This window comes from Rhizobium sp. RU36D, assembly GCF_900176345.1.
Taxonomy (GTDB): Bacteria; Pseudomonadota; Alphaproteobacteria; order Rhizobiales; family Rhizobiaceae; genus Allorhizobium.
The window spans coordinates 38,690-60,081 of the sequence record NZ_FWXU01000030.1 but is presented as its reverse complement, the minus strand read 5'-3'; the positions used below and the strand labels follow the sequence as shown (position 1 = coordinate 60,081).

The window sequence follows — 21,392 nt, the reverse complement described above, 5'->3', positions numbered from 1 at the left end:
AAGATGGCGTGACTATATCTTCCGTCCCAGTCCGGATACCCGGGTCAAAGGAGGCGGGGCGGAGATGAACGGGGCGAGGAAGGCGGAGCGGATACAGCTTCGAAAAAAGCCACAGCAGGAGCGGAGCATCCAGCGGCTCGACGCCATCCTGGCGGCGGCGGCGGAACTGATCGCCACGAAGGGAATCAGCAGTCTGAAGATGATCGACATTGCCGCCAAGGCTGGCCTGCCGATCGGCTCTCTCTACCAGTTCTTTCCCGAGAAGGCCGCCGTGATCCGCGCGCTTCACGACCGCCACACCGCGATTGTGGAAGACGGCGCGATCCGATACTTCCTTGATCTCTCCTCGCTCGACGATGCGGAACAAAGACTGCAATCCGCTGTCGATCAGTTCTATGACTTCTATCGCAGCGAGCCGACCTATCTGCCGATCTGGCTTGCCGCGATCTCAGACCCTGATCTGCAATCTCTCAATCAACGCCATATCGACCGTCTCAGCGTCATTCTTTGCGATGTCTTCCGTCCGCTGCTGCCGAAAGATGCCGGCATCGATCTCGATGCTCGCGTGCGGCTCTTTGTCTATCTGTCGGGGTCTATCGTTCGCTTCGCGCTGATCCAAGACGAGAAGACCGCGCAACGGGTTCTTACAGAGTGGAAAACCAATATCCGGAAGACGCTGTTCACCCCATGATATGACGGTGGGCCGTCACCATCCCGGGATCATGTGGCCCGCCCGCAGGCGCGGATAGTAGCGCGGGAAGGTTTTCACATCCCCGTCCAGATCGTCATCCACCGCAACCGGCGTGATGTTATCCAGGCAGGCGGTGATGTGGTCCGTGATCGCATTCATCAGCGAGGTCGATAGGCCCGGCCGCTTCATCAGGCCGATCTGCACCGGCGGCAGCGGCGGGAAACCATCGCTTGATGTCAGAACGCGCATGCCCGTGCGCAGCGCCGATTCCGGCAGGATCGATACGGCCATGCCGGCCAGTACAGCCGAGGCGACGACGGTCGACGACCAACTCGTAAACAGGATCTGGTAGTCCCGGCCATCGGCATCCAGCGCCGAGCAGGCGAGCTGACGCCAGTTGCAATCCCGCCGGCCCACGGCCAGCGGCACCGGAGCATCATCCTTCAGTGGATGGTTGGCAGAGGCAACCCAGCACAGCGGCTCGGTTCTGACCACATCGGACTGCCGCAACTGCGGGTTATGCGTCACGAGCGCAATGTCCAGCTCCCCCTTCGCCATCTTCTCGGCCAGATCCACCGAAGGTTCGCAGACGATGTAGAGCTCTACCTGCGGATGGGTCTTGGCAAAGCGACCGATGATCTCCGGCATATAGCGGTCCGCATAATCGTCCGGGGTACCGATCCGGAGCGTACCTTCAAGCCTGTTGTCGTCGAAGGCGGCGATCGCCTCCGAATTCAGCCTGATGATGCGCCGCGCGTAGTTCAGCAGCTTGTCACCCTCGGCGGTCAGGCGGTTGCCACGCCCGTCCTTGATGAAGAGCTGCTTGCCGATCCGCTCTTCCAGCCGTCGCATCTGCATCGAGACCGCGGACTGCGTTTTGAACACACGGCCCGCCGCCTTGGTGAAGCTGCCGGTGTCGACAATGGCGATGAAGGTTTGAAGCTGATCGATATCAAGAGGCGCAGACATGGCGAAGTCCATCAGATTGCTTGATGATTACTATTAGAAACATTCGTTGGACTGATCAATAGGGCGGAGGCATGTTGTTCATGCAAATCAAACACCCGCGGCGCCCGGTTTTGGCGCCGGTTAAAAATTGTGAGGCTTCGAGCGCGAAGGTGTTCGGAGAACAATTTTTGCGTGCCAAATTGAAGGAATTGAGCCATGCGCACGTCACAGCAGTTGATCGAACTTGATCTCGCCATGCCCCGGGAGAAGGCAGTTCTGCGCCTTTACACCGTGTTGGTGAATTCGGTGGCGACTGCTTGGCGCGTGGCGAAAAATCGCCGGGCGATCAACAGGCTTCGCGATCTGGATGACGCACACCTGAAGGATATCGGCTTGAGCCGTTCCGAGGTCGACGGGATCCTGCGCACCACGGCGCTGCATGAAGATCCGTCGACCCGCCTCTCGCGCACCGCCCGGCATCGGGCACAACAGGATTTGCGCTGGTAAAAACCGGCGCAACAAGGTTCCACCCCTCCCATCCCCGCAGGGCTAAAGCCAAGTGGCCCTGCCTTTTGCCCGGTGACAGCCTATGCTGTTGCCGGGCTTTTTTGATTAAACGCAAGAGGATATTAGCCTTAACGGCATTTAAATCATAGCGTGAAAATACTGTGGCCAGACGCAGCGGTTCGGCGACCACGGTAGCCCGCCCTTTGTGATGATCGTACCGTCGCTGCAATTCTTTGCCGTTCGGAGTCCGATACATGCGCATTTCCAAAAAGCTTCCTTTGGCGGCGGCTGTGTTCGCTTTCGTCGCCATCAGCGCGGCGACGACCGTCAGCCTGCTGTTCGAGGCCCGGTCGCTTGATAGCCAGGTTTATCAGCGGCTTGAGGCGGCAGCCGATGGCCGGCGCAACGAGGCGCGCGTCTACCTTGATGCCGTTCGCCTCGACCTGACGGCAACGGCCAGCAACGTGACGACGCAGCAGGCGCTGGTCGGTTTCCAGAGCACCTGGAAATTCCTCGGAGACGATCCTGTTGCCGAGGCGCAGGGCCGCTATATCGACGGCAATCCCAATCCCGATGGACAGAAATATCTTCTCGATACGGCGAAGAAGGACAATTTCGACCGCACCCACAAGCAGTATAACGAGTTCTTCCGCGAGCACCTGTTGGCGCGCGGCTACTATGACATCTTCATCATCGATCCCGATGGCAACATCGTCTACACGGTCATGAAGGAGCGCGACTACGCAACGAACCTGGCATCGGGTCCCTATAAGGCGACCGGCTTGGGGCAGGTCTTCAGCAAGGCGCTGGCATCGACCAAAGGCGGCGAGATCTTCATCTCCGAATTTGAGTCCTATGCTCCCTCGGGCGGCGACGCGGCCGTCTTCGTGGCAACGCCGATCATGTTCAGCGACAGGACGACAGGCGTGCTCGCCTACCAACTGCCGAACGACCGGTTCAACACCGTCTTTTCCAACACCCGCGGCCTGGGAGAGACGGGCGAGACGGTTCTGGTGAGTTCCAAGGGCGAGATCATCAACGACAGCGCCCGGACCCCGACGGATGATGCGCTGAAGGTCAAGATCGAGACGCCACTATTGCAGACCGTCACCGGCGCAGGCCAGGAGGCGACAGGCCACCTGGAAGGCTATCGCGGCATGACCAGCTACATAGCGGCCTCGCCGCTGGAGTTCGGCGGCGTGCGATGGGCCGTCGTTGCCCTGATCGGCGAGCAGGAAGTGAGTGCCGCTCTGTTCCACTCCGCCATGGTTTCCTTCGGTGTCGGCTCGGTCCTCAGCTTGATCGTCGCGGCCGTTGCCATTCTTCTGTCGCGCTCGCTGACGCAGCCGATATCCCGCATCGTCGGCTCGATGAGCGAGCTTGCCGCGGGCAAAGTAGACATCGACCTCTCGGGCCAGGACCGCAAGGACGAGATCGGCGACATGGCCCGTTCCGTCGCGGTCTTCCGTGAAGCAGCACTCGAAAAACAGCAGTTGGAGCGTGAAGCGGCCGACCGTCGCAATGCCGGGGATGCCGAGCGACGCGCGCGGGAACTGGAACGTGCGGAAGAACAGGAGCGCCTCACCCAAACCGTGCAGATCCTGGGCGAAGGCCTGCAGCGTCTCGCCAGCGGCGATCTGACGGCGGTCATTCACAAGCCGTTCGAAAGCGGCCTCGACAGGCTGAGGCTCGATTTCAATGCCTCGCTGGAGCGTCTGGCGCGCACGGTGGCGGCGGTGCACACCAATGTCAGCGGCATCAACGAGCGGACCGCGGAAATGGGCCGGGCCACCGATGACCTCTCACGCCGCACCGAAAACCAGGCCGCGGCGCTGGAGGAAACCTCAACCGCCATCCGCCAGATCATGGATGCTGTGCATCTCTCCTCCCAGAGGGCTCAGACGGCCTCCAAGCTCGCAGCCGAAGCCCGCAACGATTCCGATCGCTCGGGCGGCATCGTTTCCAACGCAGTCGGCGCCATGGAGCGCATCGAAAACGCCTCTGCCGAAATTTCCAAGATCATCAACGTCATCGATGAGATCGCCTTCCAGACGAACCTCCTGGCATTGAATGCCGGTGTCGAGGCGGCCCGTGCGGGCGAAGCCGGCAAGGGTTTTGCCGTGGTGGCGCAGGAAGTGCGCGAACTGGCCCAACGATCCGCCAATGCCGCAAAGGACATCAAGGCGCTGATCACCAAGTCGGGCGAGGAGGTCGCCGGCGGTGTCAACCTCGTCAAGCAGACCGGCTCCGTGCTATCCTCGATCGCCGGGCAGGTGGTGGAGATCAACGATCACATCCATTCGATCGCCAGCGCCACCCGCCAGCAGTCTGTCGGCCTGAACGAAATCAGCGCTTCGGTGGCGCGCATGGAGGAAAATACCCAGCAGAACGCCCGTGCCGCCGACCAGACCAATGCCGGCATGCGCGGCCTGACCCAGGATGCGCGCAATCTGGCCGACCTCGTCTCGCAATTTACCATTGATGCCAGTACCGGCGCACCCGTCCTTCGGAATGCGCCGCCGTCGGAGCGGCCGAGCTTGCGCAGTTTCACGGGCGGACAGGCTGCTGCTCCTGCACCGGCCTCAAGGCCAGCACGCATAGCGCCGGTCTCGCAGACGGCCCGCCCTGTGGCTTCGCCCGCCAAGGCGCTCCTCGGTAAGTTGGCATCGGGCCTGCAGTCCATGACACCAGCGCCGGCCTCGTCCAATCAGAAAAAGGACAGCTGGGAAGAGTTTTGAGGGTGCCGGTATTGAGGGCGGCGAGGGGGCGTTGCGTCGTCCTACTTGTCGCCCACAGCACTTCCGGTGCTTGCGGCTGATGGCGCCGACTTGAGATAGCCATCGAGGATAGCTTCCATATTCTTCTGGTAGGATTTCTGAACTTCCAGTCCGCTGTCGAACATCGAGTTCATCATTTCCATCAGGGAGGCGGTCTGCGCGGATGAAGCGGTCGCCTCCGGCTTGTCCGCCGGCGCAGGCTTGGCGGCTTGGGCAGGCTGCTGTGCGGCAGGGGTCGCCGTTGCCGCAGCGCCGAATCCGGCCAACATCTCCTGGAAGGCCTTGGCATAGGGATTGTCGAGGAAGGGGTTGCCCGCCGCCGCCTGCGGCTGCTGCGGTGCCTGCCCGGTCATCATCTGCTGCATGGCCTGGGTGAAGGGATTGTCAAAGATATTCGCCGGTTGCTGCGGGCGTGGCTTGGGTGCGAAGCCCGTATTCTCAAGCCATTGCTGCACCATCGGCCCCATGGGCGTGCCGGCAAAGGGATTGGCCGCCTCCGGCATCTGTCCGGTCGTCTGCTTGAACAATCCGCCCATGATCGTGTCGGCCATGGCAGGCAGCATCTTCTTCAGGATATCCTGGCCGATGCCGGTCATCTGCGCGGCCTGCGCCGCCACGGCGCGCGACACCTCCTTGGAGCCGAACAACTGTTCCAGCGCCTGATTGCCGTCTGCCATGCCTTGTGGCGTGAAGGCCTTGGTCATGTCCTCGAAATACTTGGCATAGTTGCCGGAGGACATGGCGCCCATCAGTGCCGAAAAGTCGTAAGGGTTGGCCGTCGTGCGCTTCAGGCCGGATGAGAAGGCCGGCATCAACGCCGCCATCGCCTGGGTCACCTGTTCCTGCGCCAGGTTGAACTGTTTGGCCATGGCATCCATGGCCGCACCATTCTGCGCGCGCAGCATCATCTCAAAAAGTGGCAACATCGGCATCCCTTCCCGTGGCTCGCAACGCAGGTTGCAGCCACTATAGCCCGAAAAAATGCAACGCAAACCGCTTTTTAGCGGCGCGTTGCAAGGGAGCACAACTATTTGGAACCGGGCTGCTGAGCCTTGTCAGGCCTCAATACTGGTACTCGTCGAACACGGGGTCGACGGATCCGTTCCATCTGCCATGGAAGAGCGACAACAGATCGTCCGCCAGCGTCGACTTCTTCGCGAGCACTTCGTCCAGCGTCGAGAGGAAGATGGTCTCGTCCTGGCCTTCGCGATTGAGACGTGCGCGCGCCTTTAAGCCGGACCGCGAAATTGCCACCACTTCCTTCGCCATGTCCATAAGCGGCTTGCCGGCGATCGCAGCTTTCAGGCCCTGGGCCGGCACCGCATCCCTCAGCGCGTTCACGTCGCTATGGCTCCAGCCGGAGGTCAGTTCGTCCGCTGCGTCAAGCGCGCTGTCATCATAGAGCAGGCCGACCCAGAAGGCTGGCAGCGCGCAGATGCGACGCCACGGTCCGCCATCGGCGCCGCGCATTTCCAGAAAGCGCTTCAGCCGCACATCGGGGAACAGGGTCGAGAGGTGGTTGGTCCAGTCGCCCAGCGTTGGCTCCCATGCCGCGATCTCGCCCTTCAGCCCGCCATTCATGAACTGGCGGAAGGTGATGTGGGTGCAGTCATGATAACGCCCATCGCGCACCACGAAATACATCGGCACATCAAGTGCCCATTCGACATAATCGGCAAAGCCAAAATCGGCATTGAAGGTGAAGGGCAGGGCGCCTGCGCGGGCATTGTCGGTGTCGCGCCAGATATCGCCGCGCCAGGACAGCAGGCCGTTCGGCTTGTTCTCGGTAAAGGGCGAGGAGGCAAACAAGGCGGTCGCCAGCGGCTGCAGTTTCATGCCGACCCGCATCTTCCGGCGCATGTCCTCTTCCGAGGAGAAGTCCAGGTTAACCTGGATCGTGCAGGTGCGATACATCATGTCGAGCCCCTTGGAGCCGACCTTGGGCATGTAGCGCGTCATGATGTCATAGCGCGACTTGGGCATACGCGGCGTCTCTGCCAGCGTCCATTTCGGGCTGCCGCCGATGCCGAGGAACCGGATGCCCATCGGCTCCGCCACCTCGCGCAGGGTGGCAAGATGCTGGTTGGACTCACGACACGTCTCGTGCAGCGTTTCCACGGGCGCGCCGGACAGTTCGAACTGCCCGCCCGGCTCGATCGAAATGGCGCCCTGTCCATGGGCTTCCGCCAGGCCGATGATGTTCTCGCCATCCATGATCGGGTCCCAGCCAAGCTTGCCCTGCATGCCCTTCAGAAGTGCCGAGATGCTGGCATCCCCGAAATAGGGAACCGGGGAATTGTCGGCCCGGAAGAAGGCGAACTTCTCGTGCTCGGTGCCGATGCGGAACGCTTCGCGCGGCTTGGAGCCGGCGGCAAGGTAATCGATCAGCTCCGTTTTACCGGTCAGCGGAGTATGGTCGGTGGTGTCGCGAGCCATGCGGGAAGCCTTGTTTAACTGGTGATGCCGGACGCATCTGGGCAGGGTGATTGAACCGGATTTAGCTGGGGCGCAAGTGAATTTCTTTCAAGCCAGACTCAAAAAACCGGAAGCCGAAACCATTTGCACAGATGACGATGTAAGTCGCCTTTCGCTCAGGTCCAGTCGCCCACCGTTGCCTGGATAACCGCCATGGCGGCGACCGCTGCCGTGTCTGCCCGCAGGATGTGCGGACCGAGCGGAATGGGGGTCACGAAAGGCAGTCCCCGCAGCAGCAACCGCTCCTCCTCGGAAAAGCCGCCCTCGGGTCCCACCAGCACGGCGAGACGCCGCTCCTTGATGGCGGAAAGCGCGGGGATCGGGTTTTGCGTTGAACTGTCCTCGTCGCAGAAAATCAGTCGGCGTTCGGCGGGCCAGATTTCGAGCACATCCCGGAGACGCGCGGTGGGCCTGACCTGGGGTATGGCCAGGATGCCGCATTGCTCCGCCGCTTCCACGGCATTGGCCTGCAACCGCTCGGGGCTGGTGATCTTGCCCTGGACATGTTGCGTCATGACAGGCTGTAGGATGCCGGCGCCCATTTCCACAGCCTTTTGCACGAGATAATCGAGCCGTCCGACCTTGAGTGGGGCGAAGAGAAAATGAAAGTCGAGGGGCTCCGGCTGCGGCCTGACCTGCTCAACGAGTTCGAGCAAAATGCGTTTGCGCGTCGGGAAGGTCAGGCGCGCCCGCCATTCCCCATCACGTCCGTTGAACACAAGGATCTCGCTGCCCTCCGCCAGCCGCAGCACATTGGCCAGGTAGTTGAACTGGTCGGGCGTCGTTTCGCAGGTCCCGCCGGCTGCGAGAGTGCCATCGACCACCAGCCGCTGCATCTTGTAGTTCGCGCGCATATCGTGCCTCCTGTCCGTCCCGCGTCACATGAAAATCACGGCCATCACCGCATAGACCGCGGCCGATAGCAGCGCCGATGCCGGCACGGTAATCACCCAGGCTCCGATGATGGTCATGAAATGCGACCGGCGCACCAGGTAGCGGCGGCGCGCTTCATCCATGTTGCGTTCCTGCGGTTCCTCGATTTCCCAGTGATCGGCTTTCATCCGCATATAGTCGATGCGCCGCTTGGAGTGGCGGGTATACCATTCGCGGAAGAAGCCGACCCCGAAGACGGCTCCGACGGCAATATGGGTGGAGCTGACGGGAAGCCCGAGCCAGGATGCGGCAAGGACTGTCAAGGCGGCGGAAAGCGCCACGCAAAAGGCCCGCATCGGATTGAGCTTGGTGATCTGCTCGCCCACCAGCCGGATCAGGCGAGGGCCGAACAGCAGCAGCCCGACCGAGATCCCGAAGGCGCCGATCAGCAGGATCCAGATGGGCAGGGGCGCCTCCCCCGCAATCACATTGTCCTGGGTCGCATTGACGATGGCGGCCAGCGGACCGATGGCATTGGAGACATCATTGGCCCCGTGGGCAAAGGACAACAGCGCCGCCGAGCCGATCAGGGGCAACTGGAAAAGCTTGCGCAGCGACTGGTTTCGGTTGTCGAGCCCTCTGGACTGGTGACGAACGAAGGGAACGGCCGCCGCCCAGGTGATCAGACCAACCGCGATGCCGATGCCGAGACACAGGGAGTAGGACAGCATGACCAGGCGGCCAAGTCCCACCAGCAACAGGTAGCTGGTAAACGCGCCTGCCATAAGGCCGACCAGGACCGGCACCCAGCGCCTTGCCGCCGAAATCTTGTCCTCGCGATAGATGACGAATTCCTTCAGGAAGGCGAGCAGGGCGGCAGCGACCACCCCGCCCAGCAGCGGCGACAGCATCCAGCTGGCGGTAATCCCGATCATCGACTGCCAATGGATGGCGCCGAATCCTGCCGCGGCGACGCCTGCCCCCAGCACGCCGCCGACAATGGTGTGGGTGGTCGAGACCGGCGCACCGATCCAGGTTGCGAAGTTCACCCAAAGCGCCGCAGACAAGAGCGCTGCCATCATCGCATAGGACAGCGCATCGGCATTTGGCACCAGCGCCGGATCCAGTATGCCGTCGGCAATGGTCGAGACAACCTCGCCACCTGCAATCATCGCTCCGGCAATCTCGAAGATCGCCGCGATAACCAGCGCCGTGGTCATGGAGATTGCCCGCGCCCCAACGGCAGCGCCGACATTGTTGGTGACATCGTTGGCGCCGATATTCATGGCCATATAGCCGGCAAAGGCCGCCGCGACGACTATCATCCCCGTGCCGGGCCGATCGATCGCATAAGCCGCGGCCAGCGTCATGGCAGTCGCCAGGAACAGCAGCGCCGTGGCCGTTGAAACGAAGCTCCGCGCCACCTGATGCGTCGCCGCTTCGACGAGGGTGATCTTGTCGAGATCCTTGTCGAGTGTCGGTTTCACGAGTTTTGTGGGGGGCTTCGACATCGGCAGCGGCAGATCCGGATCAGTACGAGTGCGGCAATCGCTCTGTTCCGGTTTGGGTCAGCTCCTACATGGGCCAATAGCGGTACAGGGACGTTCAGACCGCCTAGCGGTATGCGGGCGAGGCCGCAATCCCAAGATAGACGTTTTTGATGACGATTGCGTCACGCCCGGTGGCATCAGGCGCTTGCGCTGAACTTCCCTTGAAGCATTTGCTCCTTGAAGCCGCGGATCAGGGCTTTCAGCTCCGGCTCGTTCACTCGGGTGGCGGCCTCTTCGCAGGTCACCCACTCGGACTTGCGCATGCCTTTTTCCTTGAAGTCCTTGACCTCGTTGCGCACTTCCATGGCATGCACCTGCACCCGGCACGGGATCTTCAGCCCGCCATCCAGGGATTTCAGATAGGTGAAGTGCCCCAGAGGCTTCTTGCGCACCTTGCCCTTGACGCCGGCTTCCTCGAAGGCTTCGCGTTCGGCCACCTCGTAGCAATCCTTGCCGGACATCGGCCAGCCCTTGGGGATCACCCAACGGCCCGTATCACGGCTGGTTAAAAGCAGGACTTCCAGATCATTGTCAGGCTTGCGCAGACGATAGCACAGCGCAGCATATTGCTGCCGCGACGGCCGCCGCAGCATCAATTGCATTTCCTCTGCTATCCGATCCAAAAGTGTCAAGGTGGTCACGTTCCTTCCTGGTGGTCCCAATATAAGTATAATTCGCTAAAATAACATGAGTCGCAGGCGCCACGTGTGATGGATCTCGCATGTGGCTAAATTTTGCACAGCTGTGCAGATTGCTAGAAAAATGAGTTTTGCTGCCCTTTGTCAATGGCTCGACGCGCCATCTCCCCGCCTATGGCAGCCGGTTTTTCAGGTAAAACGGATTAATCCCACAAATGATCGTTCAAGGGCGGTGTTGCGACCCGCTTCGGCGGCCTATCCGCCGAGGCCGAAGTGAATCAGACCTTCCACCACGCCAGCGGCAATCGGCTGGTGAGCGCGATAGATCCGGGGGTTTTGCCTGGCCAGAAGCGTGAGTTCGTCGCGGGCGTTTGACGGCAGGATGCCGCGTATCTCCGGCAGGCTGAACATGCTGGCATCATTGCCGGTATCACCGGCCACGACAACCTCCTGCAGCCCGATGCCCAGGCGCTCGCAAAGCCAGCGCAGCGCCTCGCCCTTGTCCGCCGCTTGCGGCAGCACGTCGAGGTCGCGCTGGCTCGAATAGATCAGCTTCACGCCCAGACCCTGGCTCGCCAGCCGCTCTTCGATGTCGCGGATCTGCTCCTCGGACGCGTCGTGCAGGTACCAGCTCGATTTGTGCGAGTGCTGATACTTGTCCGGCTGCAGCACGGCATTTTCGATCGCTCCGAGCGTATCGGCAATCCGGTTGCGATCGAAGCTCGATCCCAATACTTGCTGGAAGTGATCCGCAAGGCCTCGCTCTCCGCCCGACAGCATGGTGCCCACACCGCCGATCAGATAGTCCGGCTCCGGCAGGCCCTGGGCCGGGACAAACTCGGCCATGTCTTCCAGCAGCCTGCCGCTGTTATAGACGAGCAGAGGGCGCCCACTGAGGGGAAGATTGTCCCACCAGTCTGCAAACCGCCGCGATGCATCGCGATCTCCGGCCAGCGTGCCGTCGAGATCGGACGAAAACAGCCTGACGCCGGTCAATCCCCGTCGTTCCATGGTTCGCTCCATTCGCCGTCGTCAAGTGCCAGCTGGCTCGGACGCCCTTCGACCAGGGCGATCAACTGCTGGGCGATGCCGGTCCAGGTGAACAGGCTGCGCGCCTTGTGGGCGCCCATGCGCGATAGCCGGTCGTTCAGCCTGGGGTGCTTGAACGGCTTCATCATGGTGATGCCGAAGTCTTCCTTGTCGAAGGGATCGCCGTATAGCGCGTGGCGGCCATAACTGACCGCACGGAACAGGCCACCGTGAATGGTGATCACGGTCGGCGTGCCGCTCGCCATGGCCTCGATTGCCGTCATGCCGAAGGGCTCGTAGCGGCTGGACAGCGCGAAGAGATCGGCCGCCCGGTAATAATCCGGCAGGTCTTCGTCTGCCACGAAACCGGTAAAGTCGACGCGATCCTTGAGGCCAAGCTGCTCGACCTGTTCATGAAGCTGCCGAAGGATGGCGGCTTCCTGCTGGTCGAGGTTTTCGCCGCCCAACGCCAGCCGCAACCGCGCATCCGGCACCCGGCTCGCCAGAACGGAGAAGGCGTCCACCAGCAGGTCGTAGCCCTTGTTGGTGGCCAGCCGTCCAAGCGCCAGCACGACCTGGCCTTCAAAACCGAGACGATGACGGATCATCTCCCGTGACGCGCTCGAGACGGGAAAGAAACGGTTGTCGTCATAGCCCGGCGGGATCATGTGGACACGGTTGCCCTTGAGGCCGTAATCGGCCATCAGCATGTCCAGCTGAATCGGCGTCGTGGCCACCACCAGCTGGCAGCTGCGATAGATGATCAGCTCATGCTGGATCCGTTCCTTGAAGTTGAATTCCTTCTCGAACCGCTCCTTCCGGTCGGGATAATCAGTCTCCATCTGGCGCTTCTTCCAGATGCCGAGGGAATGGGGCGTGTGGATATGCGGGACGGACAGGGCTTCCGAAAGCCGCTGGCCGGCCACGCCTGCATCCCAATAGTGGCTGTTGACGAACTGGTAGGTGAGGTTCTCGCGGCCGATGAAGCGCAGCGCCTTTTCGCTCCATTCCGTCAGGTGCCGATGAAGATATTCCTTCGGGATGAAGTCCGGACCGCCGCAGGGAATGCGCACCACCCGGACATGATCGTCGACGATGTCGATTTCGGGCTGGTCCTCGAAGCGCCGGGTGTAGATGTCCACGAGGTGGCCGAGCTGAGCGAGCTTCTTGGCAAGTTCCAGAACATAGACGACCTGACCACCAGTGTCGGCCGCGCCTAGCGGGGGTTGTGCCGCCACATAGCCGTGGGTCGACACCAAGGCGATGCGAGGCATCATGCTTAAATCATTGATAATAGCCATAATATTCCTATCATAGAAAAAACGTCCGAAAATCGCAACTAAATAAACGATGAAATCGGTATTTTGTTCCGTATAAGGAATAAAATTCTTATGACTGTTGGCCCCAATACAGGCGTATTGGTCGGCGGGCGCGTTGACGGCCCACGGCGACAATGAATCCTACGTCGAAAGGTTGTGTGGCTCAGCCTTTCCGGCTGGTGCCTTGCGGCTTGTCGCGCAGCATCGACCGCATGCGCGAAACCCGGTTCCAGCCGACGGCGCGATCCGCGTCGCGCACGGCCTCCATGACGAAATCGATATGAGCCTGCGCCGCGGCCTTGGCCTTGTTCGGATCGCCTGCCTTAATCGCCTCGAAGATGTCGACATGCTGTTCGAGCAGCCTCTCCCGCGCATTGGCCAGGGCGAAAACGGCCTTGCGGTTGAAGAAAATACCCTCCGACAACAGCCGATAACAAGCGCGCATCGTGTGCAGCAGCACGATGTTGTGGGCCGCTTCCCCGACCGCGCTGTGAAAGGCGACATCGGCTGCCAGTTCCGCCTCAGCATCGGCCGTGTCATGGGCGGTTCGCATGTCCGCGATGATCCGCGCCAAGAGCGACTTGTCGGCCTCGGTGGCTCTCGATGCCGCCAGTTCAGCCGTCAGTCCTTCCAGCTCACGGCGATATTCCAGGTAGTCGCGGGTCGCCGTCGCATGGCGGGAAATGAGGTCGGTCAGCGGCTTGGAGAAGACCTGGCCGACGATATCGGCGACAAACGTGCCGCCGCCATGATGGCTGGTCACGAGACCGCGGGCCTCAAGCTCCTTCAGCGCTTCCCGCAGGATCGGCCGTGATACGTCGAATTCCTGAGCGAGATCCCGTTCGCCCGGCAGCCGGTCGCCATCGCGCAACACGCCCTCCAGGATCAGCAATTCGATCTGGCGCACCACCTCGTCGGAGGTCTTGAAATGGTTGATCTGGGCGAAAACGCCGTCTTCCCTGTCTTCCACGCGGGCCTCCATCTGCGCAAAGCTTAGCAAGTCCCGCGACAACTGGTCAATTCTCTTGGCCAGTTCTGGGAACCAGCGCATGAGCGCAAAGAATGCGGCAATCAGCCCCTGCCGCTCGGGCCTGACTTTTGTTAGAACTGTTAAACAGCGAACAGGGGGCTGATCGATGGGCAAGGGGAGTTTCAGTTTTCCGGTCGCTGCGGAGCGTGCGGCAGCGCTTGGCGAAATCCACGCCCGGCCCTATGCGCTGGTCAAATCCTCGCGGGTGATCATCCAACTGGCCTTCATGATGGACGGCGGCTCCATCGTCCATCACACGGCCATATCGGAGATGTCGCGGGCCCGGGGCGTCTCCCCGCCTGATCGCAACGCCCGCCATCATGCCATGCCCTGGGGGCAGGGTACCCTGCGCTGGGAGCGGCATACCGAGTTTTCCACCTGGTTCTGGGATGGCCCGCTGCCGGAGACGTTCGGCGGCGAAATTCCTGTGCATCCCTTTGGCGATGGCTTCAAGGCGCCGGGACCGCTGATTTCGGGCATCCGCCTGGAGATCCGACCTGAGGGCACGGCGACAGAAGCCGCCATCGCGCAATTCGATCCCGCCAGCCTCTGCCACAGTGCGCTGAAGAACGGCCATGCGCAGATGCTGACGGATTTCCATCAGGATGGCGATGGCCTAACCCCGATCCTGCTGATTGATCGCGGGCTGTCGGAGGGGGGACGCGGTGCGCTGGTGCAGCGGCTTCTCGACATCGAGACCTATCGAACGCTCGCCATGCTGGGCCTTCCGCTCGCCCAGACCCTGTCTCCGGAGATACGGCGCATCGAGGATGGCTTGACGGCAGTAACCCAGCGCATGAAGGCCCATGCCCGCGACGAGGCCGACGAGATGCTGGGGGAAATCACCGAACTCGCCGCCGGGCTTGAGGCCAATGCCGCGCTCAGCCTCTACCGTTTCGGCGCCAGCCGCGCCTATGACGGCATCGTGCGCGAACGCATCCGCACCCTGGACGAGGTGCCTGTGCCAGGCTTTGAAACGCTGGGCGCATTCCTGGAACGGCGCCTAGCGCCGGCCATGCGCACCTGCCAATCGATCGAGGAGCGCCAGGCCAACCTGTCGCGCAAGCTGTCCCGCGCCACCGGCCTGGTGCGCAGCTGGATCGATGTCGAACTGGAGCGGCAGAATTCCGACCTGCTCACGGCCATGAACCGTCGTGCCGAGCTGCAACTGCGCCTGCAGCAGACCGTGGAAGGGCTCTCGGTCGCCGCCATCTCCTACTACATCGTCGGCCTCGTCGGCTATCTCACCAAGGCCGTCAGCCACGATGTCCTGCCTGTCGATCCGTCTGTGCTGACCGGCGCCTCGGTGCCCATCGTCGTCTTCGGTGTCTGGTGGGTGGTCCGTCGCATCCGTCGCAGCCACGGCGAGGCGGACTGATCCGGCTAAAAATCCTTGCCGTGCCGGTTCGGCTGGTCGATAAAGCCAGCACATAAGAGGCGGCAGGCAGCGACGAATGGCGAGACAGAAGCGGGCAAAGCTGGATAAGGACGGCCTTGTTGGCCTTGGCATCGATAAGTTGGTAGAGATCCTGCTGGAAGAGGCCGGCGCCAACAAGGCGCTCAAGGCGCGCCTGCAAACGGCACTGGCCGGTGGCGGCGGCGGCGAGGAGATGGCACGCCTCATCGACAAGCGGCTGGACCAGATCGAGCAGTCGAAGACCCGCATTTCCGCATCGCGTGCCAAGGATCTGACCGTCGAATATTCCGGCCTGGTACGCAACATCCTCTCCGAATTCGCCGCCGTCGATGCCACAGGGGCTGCAGAGCGTATCCTGCGTTTCCTTGGCCTGCGGTTCAGTATCTCCGCCAGGCTGATTGCCGATAGCGCGCGTCTTTGGAAGGTGTTCGACGATGCCGAAGCCGCGGCCTTGCCCTTGATCCACGGCCTCGGGCCGGAGGACCAGGTCAAGCTCGTGCCCTTCTTCGAAAAGCTCCGGCTGCGCGATCGCTATGGCGAGCATACGGGCTTCCCCCGGCAGTTGATCCAGGGGTTATCCGCCGAGGGTGGCAATGCCTGGAAGTCGCTGCTAACCGAGGCGGCAGCCCGCGAGCCGGGCAAGCTGGGTGCGGTCGATCTGCTGCAACTGCTGGCCCGCAGTCAGGGCGATGTGGATGGCTTCCTGGCCCTGGAAAAGGCGAAGCCTGATAACCGGCGTGACACGATGGTGGCCGCGCGCATGCTCCATGACGCCGGTCGATATCAGGAAGCGCTGGAATGGATCCGCATGCCGCTGCCGGGCATGCGGCTATTGTCAGTGCACGGCATCATGGCTGGCGTCGGTCCGGAATACGAGGCGCGCGAGCGCCGTCTGCTGGAGGCCGATATCCTGGAGCGCCTGAAGCGGCGGGGCGACGCGCAGGACTTGCGGTGGCGCGAGTTCACCGAAACCCTCGATGTGGTCGTGCTCAAAGTGTATTTGTCCAAGCTGGACGATTTCGCCGAGTTCGACGAGATGGACAAGGCGCTTGCCGTCGTCCAGGGGTCGGACGACATCTACGGCGCGCTGGAATTCTTCATGGACTGGCCGCGCCATGATCTGGCGGCCAAGCATGTCGCGCGGCATGCCGCCAAATGGGAGGGACGCCATTACGGGCTGCTGTTGCCTGCCGCGGAGGCTCTCGAAGAAACACAGCCCGTTGCGGCGACCATTCTCTACCGCGTACTCGTGGCTGACATCCTGAAACGCGGCATATCGGATGCCTATGTCTATGCCGCGGGATACATCGTCGCGCTGTCAAATCTTGCGCCCAAGCTGCCCGCCGATGCCGGTATCAAGAACCATGAGGCCTTCATGGCCGACCTGCAAAAGAACCACGCCAAGAAACATTCCTTCTGGTCGATCGTTCCGGCCGAGCTGCGCTGAACCGATCGATGCGACCCGCCGTAAGGGCGGGCCGCAATTGGTGACGTCAACCCTTCAGCTTGTGCCGGCGCCCCTTGCCGATGTCGGGCAGCAGCACCGTCAGCAGGCCAAGCAGCGGCAGGTAGGAGCAGATGTTGTAGACATAGGTAATGCCCTTGTGGTCCGCGACGACGCCGAGCACCGCCGCGCCGATGCCGCCGACGCCGAAGGCGAAGCCGAAGAAAAGCCCGGCGATCATTCCCACGCGTCCCGGCACCAGTTCCTGCGCGAACACCACGATGGCCGAGAAGGCCGAGGCCAGGATCAGGCCGATGAACACCGTCAGCACGATGGTCAGTTCGTAGCCGACATAGGGCAGCGCCAGCGTAAACGGCAGGGCGCCGAGGATCGAGAACCAGATCACGAACTTGGTGCCGAACCAGTCCGACATCGGCCCGCCCGCGACAGTGCCAACGGCGACCGCGCCGAGGAACACGAACAGCAGCACCTGCGCCTGCTGCACGGACACGGCAAAGCGCTCGATCATGTAGAAGGTGTAATAGCTGGACAGGCTGGTCATGTAGAGATGCTTGGACAGAACAAGCAAGGCCAGCACCGCGATCGAGGCGATGACCCGGTTGCGCGGCAGCGTCACGGCGCCGGCATTGACGCGCCTGGTCGCCGAAACCCTGTTCTGGCTGTACCAGATGCCGACACGCCAGAGGATCATCATGCCGAGCAGCGCAATACCCGAAAACCAGGCGACGGTCGTCTGGCCGCGCGGCAGCACGATGAAGGCAGCAAGCAGCGGGCCGATGGCCGTGCCGAAATTGCCGCCCACCTGGAACAGCGATTGTGCCAGGCCATGCCGCCCGCCCGAGGCCAGCCGCGCGACGCGCGAGGATTCCGGATGGAAGATCGAAGAGCCCAGGCCGATGGTGCCGGCCCCGACCAGCAGCATCCAGTAGCTATGGGCATAGGCGAGCAGCAGCAGGCCGGTCAGCGTGCAGGCCATGCCGACCGCCAGCGAATAGGGCAGGGGCCGCTTGTCGGTGTAGATGCCGACCAGCGGCTGCAGCAGCGATGCCGTGACCTGGAACACCAGCCCGAGCAGTCCGATCTGCGTGAAGTCAAGCGCATAGCTGTCCTTGATCATCGGATAGAGTGCCGGGATCAGCGACTGCATGGTGTCGTTCAGCATATGGCAGAAGCTGATCGCCATGATGATGCCGAAGACCGTTGTCTCGGCCTTCTGGGGTTCAATGCGCATTGCGTTATCGGTCACGTCTGCAACTCCTCGGTGGACGCCCCGATAAATATGACGATTGTGAATTTGCCGCTTTCGTGTTTTGGTCCATTTCTTTCGCGAGTGGGCCAAAGCCGATGGTTGGGAAAGTCCGCAATGTCGTGGTCGTCAACAATGTTTACGACCGCCCCGGCATGATCGTCAGTGGCACGGTCGAGTCGCGCGCGCAGCGATATCAGGCAGGCCACCGGATTCCGGTCCACACCCATGAGGGTGCCCAGCTTCTCTATGCTCGCGATGGCGTCGCCATGGTCTCCTCGGCGCAGGGGCGGTGGATGGTGCCGCCCGATCATGCCTTGTGGATACCGCCGCATGTCCAGCATTCCGTGGAGATGTTGGTGGACGTCACCATGCTTTCCTTCGTCGTGGCGCCGGGGGCTCGCTCGGAACTTCCCTCGCGGGTGACGGCGGTCAGCGTCACCGATCTTGCCCGTGCGCTGATCGAGGCCTCCGCCGATCCGCAGCCGGCCGATGATGTTCCCGGGCGGATGGAACTGATCATTCCCCTGCTGCTCGACGTGATCTCAACACTGCCGGAACGCAAGCTGGCTCTGCCATTTCCCAGCGATCAGCGGCTGGCCACCCTGTGCCAGCGCTTCGTGGCCGCGCCAAGTGCGGAGCTGCCGATCGAGCGCTGGGCCGGCGAGCTCTCCATGAGCCGGCGCACCTTCACCCGCGTCTTCCGGCGGGAGACGGGCCTCAGCCTCTCCACCTGGCGCCAGCAGGCCTGCCTGTTTGCCGCCCTGCCGCGCCTGGCATCCGGCGAGCCGGTCACCACTGTCGCGCTCGATCTCGGCTATGACAGCATTGCCGCCTTCACCACCATGTTCAAACGCATGCTCGGCGCCCCGCCGCGGGTGTATCTGGGCAACAAGACGGGGGATTAGGTGGCGCTGAGCCCCCATAGCCCCTATCGATCCCAATAGGGCGCCGGCCCGTAAAGCGATGCCAGGTAGTCGATGAACAACCTGACCTTGGCCGGCAGGAACTGGCGGCTAGGATAGACCGCCGAGACCGAGACGTTCTTCGATCCCTCGTATCGCGGCAAGACCTGCACCAGCCGACCATCGCGCAGTTCTGGCCCGATATCCCAGGTCGAGCGCAGCGCGATCCCGAGCCCCGCGATCACCGCCTCGCGGATTACTTCGCTGGAATTGGTAATCAGCATGCCATCGGGCCGGACTGTCAGCGGCCCCTGAGGACCTTCCAGCCGCCAGGCGTCGTAATTATGCGCCGGCAGGCAGACATGGTTTTTCAGGTCTTCAATGCTGTCAGGTTGGCCATGGCGAGCGATGTAGTCGGGTGATGCGCAGAGCACACGGCGCACCGGGGCGAGCCGCCGGGCAACGAGGCTGGAATCGGTCAATTCCGCAATCCGGATCGCCAGGTCATAACCACCGCCGACAATATCAGTAAACTCGTCCGACAGCACCAGATGGACCGCAAGATCCGGATGTGCCCCCATGAAGCCCTTGAGATGCGGCGCGATATGCATGCGGCCGAAGGAGGTCGGCGCGGAGATCTTTAGGGTGCCGCTGACTTCCGACGAGCGACCGGACGCGAAGGCCTCTGCCTCTTCCAGTCCGGCCAGGACGGCCAGCACCCGCTCGTGATAACCTTGCCCAGCTTCCGTCAGCGAAATCTGTCGCGTGGTTCTTTGCAGCAGGCGCGTGCCGAGGCTCTCCTCCAGCCGCTTGATGCGCTTGGACACCACAGCCGGCGAAAGCCCCAGCGACCGCGCCGCCGTTGACATGCTGCCCGCCGAGATGACGCGGACAAAGACTTCGAGATCGCCGAGATTGGTCATGCCGATTGTTTCCGATTTTGTCATAAGTCCATAGCATTTGCCATCGCATCGGGAAAGTGGTAAACATTTAATACCAGTTGAAGCGATTGCAGGCTGGGTGTATTCCGGTAGAGCGGAACGACGGGAGGGGCATCATGGCAGACGCGATAGAATTCATGCAGCCGGATGCGGCGATCCTCGTGCGTCGCCGCGAGATCGTTGAGGATCTGGCAGAGCTTCTGCCGCCGGAGCGGTTGGTTCATGAACCGTTCGAACTCGTGCCCTTCGAGACCGATGGCTTCATTGCCTATCGCCGCCGGCCCCTGGCGGTTGCCCTGCCGGAAACCACGGCGCAGGTCGCCGCCGTCCTCAAATATTGCCACAAATACGGCATTCCGGTCGTGCCGCGCGGGGCGGGCACCTCTCTGTCAGGCGGCGCCATTCCGCAGGAGGATGCGGTGGTCCTCGGCCTCTCCGCCATGACCCGCATTCTCGACATCGACTATGCCAACCGCACCGCAACGGTGCAGGCTGGCGTGACGAACCTGTCCATTTCAGATGCTGTTGGTGCCGATGGCTTTTTCTATGCGCCCGATCCAAGCTCCCAGCTCGCCTGTACCATTGGCGGCAATATCGGCATGAATTCCGGCGGCGCCCACTGTCTGAAATACGGCGTCACCACCAACAACCTGCTGGGCGTGAAACTTGTGCTGGTCGACGGCACGATCATCGAAATCGGCGGCAAGGCGCTGGACGCTGAGGGGCTAGATCTGCTCGGTCTCGTATGCGGCTCGGAAGGCCAATTGGGCGTGGTTACCGAGGCAACAGTCCGCCTGCTGGCCAAGCCTGAGGGTGCGCGGCCCGTATTATTCGGTTTTGACAGTTCGGAAGAGGCGGGCGCCTGCGTGGCCGACATCATCGGCGCCGGCATCGTGCCCGTCGCCATCGAATTCATGGACAAGCCGGCCATCGAGATCTGCGAGGCCTTCGCACATGCCGGTTATCCGCTCGATGTCGAGGCGCTGCTGATCGTCGAGGTCGAGGGATCGGAGGCGGAGATGGAGGCCATGCTGGCCTCGATCGTCGAGATCGCCCGACGCCATGGCGTGAAGACCGTGCGCGAAAGCCAGTCCGCCACCGAGGCGGCGCTGATCTGGAAGGGCCGCAAATCCGCCTTCGGCGCGACGGGCCGCATCGCCGACTATATCTGCATGGATGGCACGGTGCCGCTTAGCCAGCTGTCCTATGTGCTGAAGAAGACCGCCGAGATCATCGCCCGCTACGGCCTGCGCTGCGCCAATGTCTTCCATGCCGGCGACGGCAACATGCATCCGCTGATCCTCTACAACATCAACGACCCCGAGGACGCCGCCCGCGCCGAAGCCGCCGGCATGGATATCCTCAAGCTCTGCGTCGATGCCGGCGGCTGCCTGACCGGCGAACACGGTGTCGGCATCGAAAAACGCGACCTGATGCGGCATCAATATGCCGAGGTTGATCTGGCCCAGCAAATGGCAGTGCGCGCCGCCTTCGACCCCAAATGGACACTGAACCCGTCCAAGGTGTTTCCGCTGGAGGGGAGGACGGCGGCGTGATGAGTTATTGCGGGCACCTAGCATA

At 62.1% G+C, this 21,392-nt stretch carries 18 protein-coding genes; 7 read left to right on the top strand and 11 right to left on the bottom strand.

Annotation, left to right across the window (positions count from 1 at the left end; all coding sequences use genetic code 11):
* Nucleotides 1-64: 64 nt before the first annotated feature.
* Nucleotides 65-691, top strand: a complete 627-nt coding sequence (locus B9A97_RS25660) for a TetR family transcriptional regulator (protein ID WP_084368674.1) — start codon at nt 65-67, stop codon at nt 689-691.
* 15 nt (nt 692-706) lie between these two features.
* Here the strand turns inward: B9A97_RS25660 and B9A97_RS25655 are convergent, their stop codons facing one another.
* Nucleotides 707-1,660: a LysR substrate-binding domain-containing protein gene (locus tag B9A97_RS25655; protein ID WP_084368684.1), complete on the bottom strand. Its 954-nt coding sequence runs from the start codon at nt 1,658-1,660 to the stop codon at nt 707-709.
* 195 nt (nt 1,661-1,855) lie between these two features.
* On the opposite strand from B9A97_RS25655, the gene B9A97_RS25650 reads away from it, so the two are divergent.
* Nucleotides 1,856-2,146 carry a YjiS-like domain-containing protein gene (locus tag B9A97_RS25650; RefSeq protein WP_084368673.1) on the top strand — a complete coding sequence of 97 codons (291 nt, stop codon included), beginning with the start codon at nt 1,856-1,858 and terminating at the stop codon, nt 2,144-2,146.
* A gap of 254 nt (nt 2,147-2,400) precedes the next feature.
* Nucleotides 2,401-4,884, top strand: coding sequence for a methyl-accepting chemotaxis protein (locus tag B9A97_RS25645; protein ID WP_084368672.1), 2,484 nt, complete (start codon nt 2,401-2,403; stop codon nt 4,882-4,884).
* A 41-nt stretch (nt 4,885-4,925) separates the two neighbouring features.
* On the opposite strand, the gene B9A97_RS25640 is transcribed toward B9A97_RS25645, so the two are convergent.
* The 8 genes from B9A97_RS25640 to B9A97_RS25605 all read right to left on the bottom strand — a co-directional run bounded on the left by B9A97_RS25640 (nt 4,926) and on the right by B9A97_RS25605 (nt 13,777).
* The gene (locus tag B9A97_RS25640; protein ID WP_084368671.1) at nt 4,926-5,849 is read right to left on the bottom strand and encodes a DUF937 domain-containing protein; all 924 of its coding nucleotides are present in this window, start codon (nt 5,847-5,849) and stop codon (nt 4,926-4,928) included.
* A gap of 136 nt (nt 5,850-5,985) precedes the next feature.
* A complete protein-coding gene (locus B9A97_RS25635; protein ID WP_084368670.1) occupies nt 5,986-7,359 on the bottom strand; it encodes a glutamate--cysteine ligase in 1,374 nt (457 codons plus the stop codon).
* 155 nt (nt 7,360-7,514) lie between these two features.
* The gene (locus tag B9A97_RS25630) at nt 7,515-8,252 is read right to left on the bottom strand and encodes a 16S rRNA (uracil(1498)-N(3))-methyltransferase (protein WP_084368669.1); all 738 of its coding nucleotides are present in this window, start codon (nt 8,250-8,252) and stop codon (nt 7,515-7,517) included.
* Between the two features lie 24 nt (nt 8,253-8,276).
* Nucleotides 8,277-9,782, bottom strand: a complete 1,506-nt coding sequence (locus B9A97_RS25625; protein WP_084368668.1) for an inorganic phosphate transporter — start codon at nt 9,780-9,782, stop codon at nt 8,277-8,279.
* Nucleotides 9,783-9,958: 176 nt separating this feature from the next.
* Nucleotides 9,959-10,453: an NUDIX hydrolase gene (locus B9A97_RS25620; RefSeq protein WP_179145399.1), complete on the bottom strand. Its 495-nt coding sequence runs from the start codon at nt 10,451-10,453 to the stop codon at nt 9,959-9,961.
* A gap of 261 nt (nt 10,454-10,714) precedes the next feature.
* On the bottom strand, nt 10,715-11,470 hold the full coding sequence (locus B9A97_RS25615; RefSeq protein WP_084368666.1) for an HAD-IIB family hydrolase: 756 nt from the start codon (nt 11,468-11,470) through the stop codon (nt 10,715-10,717).
* Entirely contained in the window at nt 11,452-12,789 is a 1,338-nt protein-coding gene (locus B9A97_RS25610; RefSeq protein ID WP_084368665.1) for a glycosyltransferase family 4 protein, read from the bottom strand. Before B9A97_RS25610 ends, B9A97_RS25615 begins: the two co-directional genes overlap by 19 nt.
* A 181-nt stretch (nt 12,790-12,970) precedes the next feature.
* Nucleotides 12,971-13,777 (bottom strand): FadR/GntR family transcriptional regulator, encoded by an 807-nt coding sequence (locus B9A97_RS25605; protein ID WP_244564359.1) that lies wholly within the window; start codon nt 13,775-13,777, stop codon nt 12,971-12,973.
* A gap of 166 nt (nt 13,778-13,943) precedes the next feature.
* On the opposite strand from B9A97_RS25605, the gene B9A97_RS25600 reads away from it, so the two are divergent.
* Together B9A97_RS25600 and B9A97_RS25595 are read left to right on the top strand one after the other, a co-directional pair.
* Nucleotides 13,944-15,215, top strand: coding sequence for a DUF3422 family protein (locus B9A97_RS25600; protein ID WP_084368664.1), 1,272 nt, complete (start codon nt 13,944-13,946; stop codon nt 15,213-15,215).
* 76 nt (nt 15,216-15,291) lie between these two features.
* The gene (locus B9A97_RS25595; protein WP_084368663.1) at nt 15,292-16,701 is read left to right on the top strand and encodes a DUF6880 family protein; all 1,410 of its coding nucleotides are present in this window, start codon (nt 15,292-15,294) and stop codon (nt 16,699-16,701) included.
* A 46-nt stretch (nt 16,702-16,747) separates the two neighbouring features.
* Here B9A97_RS25595 and B9A97_RS25590 read toward each other — a convergent pair whose 3' ends face one another.
* The gene (locus B9A97_RS25590) at nt 16,748-17,950 is read right to left on the bottom strand and encodes an MFS transporter (RefSeq protein WP_084368662.1); all 1,203 of its coding nucleotides are present in this window, start codon (nt 17,948-17,950) and stop codon (nt 16,748-16,750) included.
* A gap of 170 nt (nt 17,951-18,120) precedes the next feature.
* Between B9A97_RS25590 and B9A97_RS25585 the strand changes: the two genes are divergently transcribed.
* Nucleotides 18,121-18,873, top strand: a complete 753-nt coding sequence (locus B9A97_RS25585; protein WP_244564361.1) for an AraC family transcriptional regulator — start codon at nt 18,121-18,123, stop codon at nt 18,871-18,873.
* A gap of 23 nt (nt 18,874-18,896) precedes the next feature.
* On the opposite strand, the gene B9A97_RS25580 is transcribed toward B9A97_RS25585, so the two are convergent.
* Nucleotides 18,897-19,793, bottom strand: coding sequence for a LysR family transcriptional regulator (locus B9A97_RS25580; RefSeq protein ID WP_084368682.1), 897 nt, complete (start codon nt 19,791-19,793; stop codon nt 18,897-18,899).
* Between the two features lie 134 nt (nt 19,794-19,927).
* On the opposite strand from B9A97_RS25580, the gene B9A97_RS25575 reads away from it, so the two are divergent.
* Entirely contained in the window at nt 19,928-21,367 is a 1,440-nt protein-coding gene (locus B9A97_RS25575; RefSeq protein WP_084368660.1) for an FAD-linked oxidase C-terminal domain-containing protein, read from the top strand.
* Nucleotides 21,368-21,392: the final 25 nt, after the last annotated feature.